Source organism: Dendrosporobacter sp. 1207_IL3150, from assembly GCF_036763085.1.
Classification (GTDB): domain Bacteria; phylum Bacillota; class Negativicutes; order DSM-1736; family Dendrosporobacteraceae; genus JBAIYU01.
Genome location: NZ_JBAIYU010000017.1, coordinates 189,155 through 201,252, shown reverse-complemented (window position 1 = coordinate 201,252; position 12,098 = coordinate 189,155). Strand labels below are relative to the sequence as shown.

Genomic DNA, 12,098 nt, shown 5'->3' with positions numbered 1-12,098 from the left:
ACATTACATCAACTTTTCTAGTATTTTTTCCATTTTCATGCCGCGTGAACCTTTTATAAGAATGGTATCACCCGGTTTTAGTATAGTTTGTAGATATTCTTTGGCTTGATCATGACTGTCACAGGAAACGGCGGCATTGATTCCACTCTTTTTCGCAGTTTCAGAAATGTGCTTTGCACACTCGCCAACTGTAACTACAACATTAACTCCGCACTCGGCTAACTTCTTTCCAATTTGCCGATGTGCTTCAATCGCAAATTCGCCTAATTCTAACATATCTCCAAGAACGGCAATACTTCTTGCCCCAGCTACCTCAATCAAGGTATCGATTGCGGCATTCATAGACATCGGGCTGGCATTATAGGCATCGTTAATAACTTTATAAGGGCCAATCTTATCTATAGAAAGACGCATAGCACTAGGTGAAAAGCTTTTTAAACCATCTTTAATTTCATTAAAAGTTAAGCCTAATTCTAAGCCAGCGGCAATTGCAGCAAGTGCATTATAAACATTATGCCTACCTATGGCTGGAACTACAACTTCGAATGTACCTTTGGTAGTTTTACATTCAAATCTGGTTTGGAGTTCATTAGTTCTTATATTATCGGCCTTTACATCACACTGACTTTCAATACCATATAAAAGAATACGAGCACAGGTTTTAGAACGCATATCGCTAACTAATCTATTATCGGCGTTTAGTATGGCTACCCCGTCTTGGGAAAGAGACTCGACTAGCTCCGCTTTGGCATTTGCGATATTCTGAACCGAACCAAGAAGTTCGATATGAGTCTCACCAACATTAGTTACAATCCCCATCGTTGGTCTGGCGATTTCAGCTAGTTCTCGAATTTCTCCTAAACCACGCATTCCCATTTCAACCACAGCTACCTCATGGTCATTATTAAGATTTAGAAGTGTATAGGGAAGCCCGATTTCATTATTATAGTTTGCCTGAGTCTTTAAGACCGTGAAACGGCTAGATAAAACAGCTGCCGTAAGATCCTTTGTAGTTGTTTTACCATTGGATCCTGTAATTGCTATCACAGGTATTTTAAATCGATTACGGTGATATGCAGCAATATCTTGGTAAGCTTTTAAGGTATTTTCAACTTCTATTATGGCTATATTGTTGCCATAACTATTGCTTAGGCAAGAACTTATTAATATACCTGCAGCACCCTTTTCAATTGCTTTATCAATAAAATTATGACCGTCAAATTGTTCCCCGACTAATGCAACAAACAAATTACCTGATTTTATCGTCCTTGTATCGGTAGAAATACCTGAAAACTCAGTCCTAAAATTACTTTTCGATTTACCGCCAGTTGCATTACAAACATCACTTACCGTAAACTCAGCCATTAAACCATCCCCCTGAGAATTTGCCGAGCTACTTCTTTATCATCAAACGAAATAGTTTCAGTTTTGAGTATCTGGTAGTTTTCGTGTCCTTTACCTGCAATAATTACAATATCGTCACGACCGGCAACTGCTAAAGCTCGCGTTATTGCCTGCCTTCTATCTACAATTTTTTCATACTGCTTATTATTAGACAGCCCTTGCTTAATGCCCACTTCTATTTCCGATAGAATAAATTCAGGATCTTCACTGCGTGGGTTATCAGATGTAGCGATTACTACATCTGATAACTCTGCTGCTATTTTACCCATAATAGGTCTTTTCGTGCGGTCTCTGTCGCCACCACAGCCAAAAACAACAACAATACGCTTCTTTGCAAATTGCTTTGCTGTCTGCAAAATGTTTTCTAATCCATCAGGAGTATGAGCATAGTCAACAATTACGCTAAAAGGCTGCCCTTCATCGACTAGTTCAAACCGTCCTGGTACACTATCAAAGCTTATTAGTGCTTGCTCAATGATATTAGCTTCTACACCTTCGGCTAAAGCTGCTCCTATTGCCCCCATAACATTATAGACATTAAATATACCAGTTATCTTTAAGTTGAGTGAAATCTCACCAAGCCAATACTTTACATCAAAGACAGCTCCCGATGCTAAAATATCAATGTTGTGTGCTTTAATGTCGGACTCACTATTTATACTATAGGTAATTGAACGGCATGTGGTATTATCCAACATGGTTTTTCCCGCATCATCATCCAGATTAATAACGGCAGCTTTATTCTGTTTGACATTAGTATCATTATTAAGATTTTTGAAAAGTATTGCCTTAGCCTCAATGTATTTGTCAAAAGTAACATGGAAATCAAGATGATCTCGACTAATATTAGTGAATACCCCTACATCAAATTCACAACCAGCAATTCTATCTAGAGCTAAAGCATGTGACGAGACTTCCATAACTACATAGTCAATTTGGTTTTCTACCATCTCCGAAAGCAACTTTTGCAGTTCTATTACGTCGGGCGTAGTATTTTTAGCAGGTAAAACCCGCTCTTCAATTAAAGTCTGAATAGTCCCAATAACACCAACCTTAAATCCGGCTTTATTCAAAATACTTCTAATAAGATATGTTGTTGTTGTTTTACCGTTCGTACCGGTAATACCGATCATGCGCAGCTTACGGGCGGGATAGTCGTAAAAATATGGGGCAATATTTTTCATTGCATCCCTAGTACTTCTAACTTTTATCACAGTCACCCCAGCAGGTGTCTGAACATTTTTTTCAACCAAAACTGCTACTGCGCCAGAAGCATAGGCCTGATCAATGAAGTCGTGACCATCTACCTTTGCACCTGCTAAACATATAAAAAGCGTGCCTGGTACTACTTCCCTAGAGTCGTAGGCTATCGCCTTTATAATTCTATTTCTATCCCCAGCCACTTCGGCTTCAGGTATTAGAGATATAATACTTTCTAAGCTTTTTTCCATAGCAAGGCCTCCCTGTGAGTATAAAACTATTATTACCAATATTACCAATTTTATCTTAAGTGACTTAAAAAGTCCAATTTAGGCTACTCAAAGAAAACCGTTACAATAGTCCCTGGCAGAACTTTGCTTCCAGCCCGAGGATCTTGCTTTGTTGCCAATTGACCATCGCCAGTTGGATTTATTGTAAGTCCTAATTCGGCTAGTATTTCTGAAATTTCTTTCTGCGAACGGCCAGTAAAATCAGGTAAAGTCACTTCACCAGATTCGTATCTTGGCGTTAGCGTATACAAAAGAACATTAGATCCTTGAGGCAATCTACTACCTGGTTTAGGAATTTGATCGGCTATACGTTCACCGGTTTCTTCTATCCTAGCATTTAAATTCAATTTCTTTAACTCTTTGACTGCATCTGGAACTAACAAATTAATTAAGCTAGGTACAGTTACATGCTCTAATATGATACTACCTTTTTCATTTTGTGTAATAATTGGAGTGACCTTTAGGTATTGAAGAATATCCTTCATAACAGCGCCAAAAACAGGTGCAGCTATCTGTCCGCCATAATATAGCCCTACTGGCTCATCAATCACAACAAGCATAGCAACTTGAGGATCATCAGCTGGAGCAAAACCAGTAAAAGACGCAACATATTTACCGGGAACATATCCTCCTGCACCAACCTTCTGGGCGGTTCCTGTTTTCCCAGCAATGCGATACCCGTCTATATAAGCATTTCGACCTGTGCCATTTGCTACGACACTCTCTAAAACACTTTTTACTTGCTGAGCTGTAGATTTATCTATTACTTGATTTAAAGTGTCAGGCTGAAAACCACGAATAAGTTCACCATTAATTCCACGTACCTCGCGCACAATCTGCGGACGATTTCTCTGTCCATCATTGGCAACCGCTGACACTGCGGAAATGAGCTGAATTGGTGTTACAGCAATACTCTGCCCCATAGACATTGTAGCTATATTTATCGGTGTGGCCTTGTTTTGATCGATCATTATACCTTTAGCCTCGCCAGGCAGATCGATAGCCGTAGTTTTACCTAAACCGAACGCTTCCAAGTATCGATAGAAGGGATCCCTGCCTAATCTCAACCCCGCCGTTACAAATCCAGTATTACACGAATTTTCGACAACCTCTTGAAAAGATTGACTACCATGACCACCATGTTTCCAACAATGAATTGTTCTTCCCTGAACTTCTATACCACCAGGATCAAAGAAACGTTCGTCCAGTTTTACAACCTTTTCGCCTAAAACAGCCGTAGTAGTTAAAATTTTAAAAGTAGAACCTGGTTCATAAGCATTTGATACCGCAACATTACGCCATAATTTTGATGGATACTCTGCGAACTTGTTGGGATTATAGTCAGGGCGATTTGCTAAAGCTAATATCTCACCAGTTTTTGGCTGCATAACAATAATAGTAGCAGCCTTAGCTTGTGTTTCCTTCATTACTTTTTCGAGCTCGCGCTCAATAATTTGCTGTATCACTAAGTCGATAGTTAAGTAAATATTATTTCCTTCTGTCGGTGCTGCAAAACGATGATTTGCATAAGGAATCTCTCTGCCTCTGGCGTCATATTCTACAACGATACTGCCTGGACGTCCACGCAAATAATTATCGAAAGTCATTTCGACACCATCTAAACCTTGACTGTCAATACCGGTAAATCCTAATATATGCGCAGCTAAATTATCATGTGGGTAATATCTGCGTCCTTCTTGAGTTAAACCAATACCCGGCAAATTAAGCTTTTTTATTTCTCTTGCAATGTTGTCATCTACTTTTCGCTTTATCCAAGTAAATGCTTGACGTTTCTTTAGTTTAGCTGAAAGCTTATCTTTGTCTAACGCTAAAATAGCAGCCAATTTGGCTGCTGTATCGTCGGCGTTGCGTATTTCTGCAGGTATAGCATAAACTGATTCTGTGCTCAGACTTACTGCCAGTTCTTTGCCATTTCGGTCGTATATTACACCCCTTTTTGCCTCGACCGGAATATCACGTATGCGCTGATCTATGGCGTTTTCAGTAAGCCAACCACTGCGATAAAATTGGAGATACATTAAACGGCAACCAAGGCCAATCATTATTACCGACACAAAAAGAAAAAATACTGTCACTCTTTTCCTTATGGTAACATGTGTTGCTGACGCCAATAACATCTCCCCCATATTTTTATTTTAACGTACTTTACTAGCCTCCGCTTTTCCTGACTTAATAGCACTAACCAAATTATCTAGCAGACCGTTTTCATTCACTGTAACAGCACTAGCCATTGTTGTTTCAGAAGCATTAGCCGCACAATAAACATTAGTCGGTACTACCATACCTAATTCCCTTGTGGCAATTTCCTGAATACGCTGAGGGGATTTTAGTTTAGCAATATCCAACCTTAAAAGTTCATTTTCCTTTTCAGCTTTTATCAGCATGGCCTTTACCTGAACTAAATCGTATCCAGCTCTTATTATAGCTTCACTCCGTACCGTGACAAACATTGCAATCATTGTTATCAATGCTGCAATAATTAGACATCGCGTACGTAAAGCTCTATTAACACTTGGTTTAGCAACTGTGGGTACAGGGGCGGTTTCTTGTTGATACATTTCCCATTCTTGCTTTTTGCTTACTAACATGTGTATTTCCCCCTCCAAAAAATTAGAACAGATACTAATAGATCATAATTTTTCTGCGACGCGTAACTTTGCACTACGAGCTCTAGGGTTTTCATTAGTTTCGTTTTCTGAAGGTGCAATCGGCTTACCTATTAATTTGAGCTGAGCCTCTTGCTTACAAATGCAGATTGGAATCCGAGGAGGACAAACGCACGTTTTCGCGAGATTCTGCAATGTCTTTTTAGCTATACGGTCCTCAAGTGAATGAAATGTTATTATACATAAACGTCCATGCTTTCTAAGTCTGGTAACAGCATCAGTAAACACGTCTTTGAGCATATCTAATTCGTTATTTACCTCGATACGAATTGCCTGGAAAGTGCGTTTTGCTGGGTGTGGCCCTTCTCGCCTCGCTGCAGCTGGAATAGCTCTCTTAATAACATCTACAAGCTGACCGGTTGTATTTATTGTAGTTACCTGGCGTGCCTCTACAATAAGCTTGGCAATACGTTTAGCCCATCTTTCTTCGCCATATTCGAAAATAATGCGAGTTAACTCGTCTTCACTATACTTATTAACTATATCAAAAGCTGATAAATCTTGATTTGGATTCATCCTCATGTCTAATGATGCATCTTGCATATAAGAAAATCCTCTTTCTGCTACATCCAACTGATGAGAAGATACCCCTAAATCAAACAATATACCGTCTACATAATCTATATTAAGTTCGTCAAGAATCTTACTGATATTACTAAAGTTATTGTTAACTATATCTACTCGGCAAATAGCATCTGCTAACCTAGCTTTTCCCACAGCAATAGCAGCAGGATCTTGATCAATTCCGATAAAACGACCTTTGCTGCTCAGTTTATCAACTATTCGTTTTGCATGTCCACTGCCACCTAACGTACAATCGACATATATTCCGTCAGGATTTGTAATTAGTGCGGAAAGAGTTTCTTCCATTAGCACACTTATATGATGAAATTCCACAATAAAATATTCACCTCATACTATTAACATAAATTATTAAAACGACTATATTCCAAGACCTGCTAAATCTTCGGCAATCTGGGTAACTGTTGGGCCAACCTCTTCGTTATATTTATCCCACAATTCTTTGCTCCATATTTCAACTCTATTTGAAACACCAATTACTGCAACGTCTTTTTCTAACTTCGCATATTCCCTAAGATTATTAGGAAGTAAGACTCTCCCTTGTTTATCACACTCTAATTCAGCGGCACCAGCAAAAAAGAATCTAACAAAGGCTCGAGCTTCTGGTTTTGCTAGTGGCAGCTGCTTTAATTTATTCTCTAGAATTGCCCATTCTTCTTTACTATATACGAACAAGCAATTATCTAATCCCTTTGTTAAGATAAAACTGTCTCCAAGTTCATCACGCAACTTTGATGGCAATATTATCCGGCCTTTATTATCGACAGTATGCAAATACTCTCCCATTAGCACGGCAACAACACCACCAAGTTCGTTTTATTCACCACAATACACCACTATACACCACATAAATAGTATCTTCTGGAAAAAAAATAAAAATCCTTCATAATTAATGAAGGATTTTTATTTTTCTGTATATTAAGTTATAAAACCTACTTTACTAGGTCACTGGTCCTGTTTAGTTTCTAATAGCACCTAATCGCTCTAATACTGCGGCAAACTTTAACCGAACAAAAAAACTTTGAAAGGTTCTTTGGCCTTTGAAAATTGGAATTCTCTCTAATGCATATAGATTACTCTCTGGTCCGACTTGTCCATATCTGATAGTAAAAGCTGCATCATAACCAGCTTCGCGAACTAATTTCATCGAATTTAAATCATATGCGCCAGTAGGATAAGCAAAAAAGCATGGTTCGTATCCAAGTTCTTTTTTAATTTTAGCACGCGATTGTATTAGTTCATTTTTAACGCTGTTAGTGCTTATTTTAGTCAAAGGGGTATGATTCACAGTATGCGAGCCAAAGATAAAGCCACTTTGCTGCATCTCTCTAACTTGGTCCCAATTCATAAATCTACTATCATTTCCTATTAAATTTGTGACTAAAAATATAGTTGCTGTAAAACCGTATTTTTTTAAAATTGGATATGCATTAGAATAATTATCTAAATAACCATCATCGAACGTTATAATAATCGGTTTTGGAGGAAGATTTTGGCCACCTTTTATATATGATAAAAATACATCAGGCGAAATAGTATTATAACCCTGTGATTTTAAGTACCCCATTTGTTCGTCAAATTCTTGAGGTGATACTGACAATGCAATATTCTGGTCATCTACCTTATGATAGTTAAGTATAGGAATATTTATGCGGCTATTTTTTGTTAAATTGCTGTTTACACTAATTGAACTGGCTCTTGAACCAACTAAGCCTATAGCGACAAGCAACAACATTAAAACTATTGCTACAGCTTTACAAACAAATAATCGCCTATGGCTTTTTATCAAAATTAGGAGGCTCCTTTCCGTTGTAAATCATCATGTTAAATTTACTAACATACATCAATAACATTTCCATGTGTTATTAGTGCCAGCCGCTGTGGAGAAATAGGAAGCGAGGAATTTGCTGTTCCTGCTGCCGCGTAAACTAAGTCATAACAAAACAAACTTTTATCAAGATATAGAGGAATATCACTTAATAACCCAATAGGCGAAACGCCCCCAGGCAAAAAGCCTGTCAATTCTCTTACAGTTTCAGCATCGGCAAATCTAACTTTTCTAACGCCTAATATTTTTGACAACCGTTTTGTGTCAACTTTTTTATCACCACAGGTAACAATAATTACTCCCTGTCCATCTGCAGTAAAAACTAACGTCTTAGCTATTTGCCCAACTTCTACACCTAGCGTTTCAGCAGCCATCTGTGAAGTATGAGTGCTACTATCAAATAAAATCACTTTCAAGTCAGGATATTGATTTAAGAAATTTTCCACACGCTTTATCGGCACTTCTAGATCCTCCTGCACTTATCCGATTGTTGAAACTTTTTAAAAACTCAATTACTAAGAGTGAAATAAGAAAAAGAAAAATGACCTATTAAGAAAAGTATAATATAACAAAGAAAGAGTTTTCCCTGGGTATTATAGTAATTTTTGCGATAAGATAATCCACAAATAGTCAGCAATAGAAATGTTGCTAATAACCAGCCTGACTCATACAGAAATATTGGGTGGAAATAATCATACTGTTCAAAGCCTGCTGGCCGAAAGGCATAGTCAATGTATATGCCCCATTTTACATCTGTCGGGAAGCCAAACACTTCTTGATTAACAAAGTTTGCCCAAATTCCAATAGCCTGACCAAGCGCTAAACCAGGGGACAAAATATCGGCCCAATACAGAAACGAAAGATTGTTTAAGTGTGTAAAAAAATAAACTGCAAAGAAAAAACCTATAATTGCTCCATAAATTGATAAACCACCGTGCCATACATATAAGCTTTCTAATAAATTCAACTGATATAAAGACCAGTTAGAAACAACATAAAAAACTCTAGCAAAGATAAGAGATACTGGAATAACACATAGGGAAAAATCGAAAAGAGGCTCTAACGGGGCATTGTGTAATTTAGCCTGCCATAGACTTGCTGCTAACCCAACAGTAATTGCAATTGCTATTATTATGCCGTACCAATGAAAACTCAATATGCCAATAGAAAAAGCCGTTATATTCATTTCTGCTCCCAACTAAAATATTGTCAAAAAATATTTTACATCGGACCTGCTAAAAATACTAGTACAAATTCGTATATATGTCTTCAAAATAGGTTAAAATGTACTATAATGCCTAAACACTTATCGTTATTGGTATAAAAATATATAATTAACTAGTAATACTTATTTAAAAGCATATGACAATAAAATTGGTCTGTGCTATAATAATTTTGTCCAATATATACCACTACAAAGGGAGGATAAATTCCATGAGCATAACTAAAGATATGAGTATTATTGAAATTGTACAAAATTTCCCGCAAACAGTCGAAGTTTTCCGCAAATACGGCATGGGTTGTCTTGGTTGCTCTGCTGCTCGTTTCGAAAACGTCGAACAAGGAGCTTCAGCACATGGCATTAATATTGATGCTTTAATCGCTGATTTAAATAAAGCTGTTGGTGGCGAAAGTCACTGCGGTTGCGGTTGTGGCTGCGACAAATAACCTAAATTTCATTCGGATATAATAAAAATAAGACTTGGCGATTTGCCAAGTCTTATTTTTATTATAAAGAAGCTTTGATGTTTACTCATTCTGCCACAATAACGAATTATAATCATAGCATTCTTTTTATTAAAGTAACAAACTTGTTCCATGAGCCGTAAAATAATTTATTATAATCCGTGCACGATTGAAATTTTTTTACGAAAATTGTACTTGCTATAATTCTATCAACTGCTAGCTCTGTATGTTCTACCCGTATCACATAGGCAGGACTATTTTGTATAATTGTAATTTGTGTTCCCGGTAATATACCAAACGCAGCTAATTTGCGTACTATAGCCTCATCTGCTGCTCTCACTTCAACTACATTCGCTATTTGGCCAACTCTGCATAAAACTACCGGCAATATTTCCGACATAAATCCAGCTCCTCTTAGCCTTTACAGTATAATGCTGTTCGCCACTAATAACCAATTAATAAAGTATCCTGAAAGAAACGCTATGCCTGCTATTATTAAAACCATAACTGCAGATGCAACTAATCCTCGTTCCTTAACCATTACTGCAAGCTGCGCAACGCATGGGACAAAAAGTGTCAACGTTACTGCAGCGACTAAAAGTTGATTATCAGATAGTATACCTTGGCTGCATAGATCATATAATCCGGCAGCCCCATAATCACGGCGGAAAAATCCTAGTAAAAAAGCTTCTGCCGTATCGCTAGGTAACCCTAACATTGATATAATCGGCCCAATATTCATAATAATATTTTTTAAGAAGCCGAAATAGTCAAGCGTCCACATGACAAAACTTGTTAATATGAATACTGGCAGAATCTCAAAAAAATACCAAAACATTCTAGTCCATGCTTTTTTTACAATATTAGCGATTAAAGGAAGTCTTAACGGCGGTAACTCCATATAAAAGCAGCTTATGTTGCCTGGTAATATTCGTGCACTAATCCATCCTACTAATACGAAAATACATACTATATACGCTGCCCAAATGGACAGTGATTTATCGTTGTGGGACAAGAGTGACAATATAACTCCAAGTTGAGCAGAGCATGGTACTGTCAAGGCTATTAAAAAAGTAGCTAGAATACGTTCTCTTTTACTTTCTAAAGTTCGCGTAACCATTACCCCCATAGTACCGCAACCAGTACCTAGGGTAATTGGAATTATCGCCCGACCATTTAAACCAAACTTTTTAAAAACCCTATCAACCAACATTGCCAGCCTTGGCAAATATCCGCTATCTTCAAGTATTGCAAAAACAAGGAAAAAGGTCCCAACAATCGGTAGAATAATAACAAACGCATAACGTATACCTAGTGAAAATATACCATATTCACCAACTATCAATGATTTAAGCCAATCCCATTCGATATATCTATTTGTATAGAATTCAACTGTTGGTGAAATTAAAACTTCAAAAATATTTTTGTCCAGATAATCAACCAAAAAACCAGCCCCAAATTTCCCAACGATCAGATAAAGACCAAAGTATAGCACGAAACAAAGAATTGGAATTCCAGTAAGTGGTTCCCTAGTATAACGTCCAAGAATTTCATTAAAGCATATATTTGACTGCTTTTGCTTTGTCATTACATGGTTCAAAATTCGATCCACTACTTCTTGCCTTTGCAACGCTAACACTGCGTTTAAAGATGTCTGGTAACATTCCTGAAGTAATTTAATTTCATTTAAAATTTCAAAGTACTGCTCTTCTTTTTCTACCCTTTTGTGCATTATAGGATCGCCCGATATTAGAAGTACTGCTGCAGTGCGTAAGGAAAACCCGTAGGAATGTTTTATCATGGTGATTATGTTTGATATTGCAGCTTCTATATTATCTGAGAAATTAAAAACAACTGGTTTATTATATTTATAGTTCTTAATTAAATTTCTAAGATTGTCTAACCCAATTTTTCGGATTGCAGAAGTAGTCGCAACGGGTACTCCCAAAATTTCCGAAAGAAGACTAGTGTTTATTTCAACTCCGAGCCGTTTTGATTCATCTATAACATTTAAATCAAGTATTACAGGCAATTCTGCCTCAATTAATTGGATCGTCATCCCTAACATACGTCTGATGTTTTTAGTATCAATTACGTGTATTACACTATCGGCTTTTTCCTTCTCCAGCAAACTACGTGTTACTCTTTCTTCCTCTGTAAATGGTATTAAAGAATATAACCCTGGAGTATCTATTACTTCGTAGCTCTTTTTATTAATTTTAGCACGGCCACGTAGAATGTCGACTGTTGTCCCTGGATAATTAGATACTGTAGTGTAAGCTCCTGTCAAATAATTAAAGATTGCGCTTTTACCTACATTAGGAGTCCCAACAAGTATGACAGAAGACATATATGTTTCCCCCTAGCCTATTTCGAATTTGTACTTTACTTTCTATTCAAGCTAAGTTCTAAATATGTGTA

The 12,098-nt window shown here is 37.3% G+C and carries 12 protein-coding genes; 1 reads left to right on the top strand and 11 read right to left on the bottom strand.

Annotated features, from left to right (window positions below):
• Positions 1 to 3 precede the first annotated feature (3 nt).
• From V6C17_RS10080 to lgt, 9 genes are all read right to left on the bottom strand, one after another.
• A complete protein-coding gene (locus V6C17_RS10080) occupies positions 4 to 1,365 on the bottom strand; it encodes a UDP-N-acetylmuramoyl-tripeptide--D-alanyl-D-alanine ligase (protein WP_333522440.1) in 1,362 nt (453 codons plus the stop codon).
• Entirely contained in the window at positions 1,365 to 2,855 is a 1,491-nt protein-coding gene (locus V6C17_RS10075) for a UDP-N-acetylmuramoyl-L-alanyl-D-glutamate--2,6-diaminopimelate ligase (RefSeq protein ID WP_333522439.1), read from the bottom strand. Before V6C17_RS10075 ends, V6C17_RS10080 begins: the two co-directional genes overlap by 1 nt.
• A gap of 83 nt (positions 2,856 to 2,938) precedes the next feature.
• Positions 2,939 to 5,032: a stage V sporulation protein D gene (locus V6C17_RS10070; protein ID WP_333522438.1), complete on the bottom strand. Its 2,094-nt coding sequence runs from the start codon at positions 5,030 to 5,032 to the stop codon at positions 2,939 to 2,941.
• Positions 5,033 to 5,050: 18 nt separating this feature from the next.
• Positions 5,051 to 5,503, bottom strand: a complete 453-nt coding sequence (locus V6C17_RS10065) for a cell division protein FtsL (protein WP_333522437.1) — start codon at positions 5,501 to 5,503, stop codon at positions 5,051 to 5,053.
• A 42-nt stretch (positions 5,504 to 5,545) separates the two neighbouring features.
• Complete coding sequence (gene rsmH / locus V6C17_RS10060; protein ID WP_333522436.1) at positions 5,546 to 6,478, bottom strand: 16S rRNA (cytosine(1402)-N(4))-methyltransferase RsmH; 933 nt, start codon at positions 6,476 to 6,478, stop codon at positions 5,546 to 5,548.
• A 45-nt stretch (positions 6,479 to 6,523) separates the two neighbouring features.
• Positions 6,524 to 6,955: a division/cell wall cluster transcriptional repressor MraZ gene (gene mraZ, locus V6C17_RS10055; RefSeq protein WP_333522435.1), complete on the bottom strand. Its 432-nt coding sequence runs from the start codon at positions 6,953 to 6,955 to the stop codon at positions 6,524 to 6,526.
• A 166-nt stretch (positions 6,956 to 7,121) separates the two neighbouring features.
• Entirely contained in the window at positions 7,122 to 7,952 is an 831-nt protein-coding gene (locus V6C17_RS10050; RefSeq protein ID WP_333522434.1) for a polysaccharide deacetylase family protein, read from the bottom strand.
• A gap of 44 nt (positions 7,953 to 7,996) precedes the next feature.
• Positions 7,997 to 8,452: a YbaK/EbsC family protein gene (locus V6C17_RS10045; RefSeq protein ID WP_333522433.1), complete on the bottom strand. Its 456-nt coding sequence runs from the start codon at positions 8,450 to 8,452 to the stop codon at positions 7,997 to 7,999.
• Between the two features lie 47 nt (positions 8,453 to 8,499).
• On the bottom strand, positions 8,500 to 9,177 hold the full coding sequence (gene lgt, locus V6C17_RS10040) for a prolipoprotein diacylglyceryl transferase (RefSeq protein WP_333522432.1): 678 nt from the start codon (positions 9,175 to 9,177) through the stop codon (positions 8,500 to 8,502).
• A gap of 248 nt (positions 9,178 to 9,425) precedes the next feature.
• Between lgt and V6C17_RS10035 the strand changes: the two genes are divergently transcribed.
• Positions 9,426 to 9,659, top strand: a complete 234-nt coding sequence (locus V6C17_RS10035) for a DUF1858 domain-containing protein (RefSeq protein ID WP_333522431.1) — start codon at positions 9,426 to 9,428, stop codon at positions 9,657 to 9,659.
• 112 nt (positions 9,660 to 9,771) lie between these two features.
• On the opposite strand, the gene V6C17_RS10030 is transcribed toward V6C17_RS10035, so the two are convergent.
• Together V6C17_RS10030 and feoB are read right to left on the bottom strand one after the other, a co-directional pair.
• On the bottom strand, positions 9,772 to 10,077 hold the full coding sequence (locus tag V6C17_RS10030; protein ID WP_333522430.1) for a FeoA family protein: 306 nt from the start codon (positions 10,075 to 10,077) through the stop codon (positions 9,772 to 9,774).
• 21 nt (positions 10,078 to 10,098) lie between these two features.
• A complete protein-coding gene (gene feoB / locus V6C17_RS10025; protein ID WP_333522429.1) occupies positions 10,099 to 12,027 on the bottom strand; it encodes a ferrous iron transport protein B in 1,929 nt (642 codons plus the stop codon).
• Between the last annotated feature and the right edge of the window lie 71 nt (positions 12,028 to 12,098).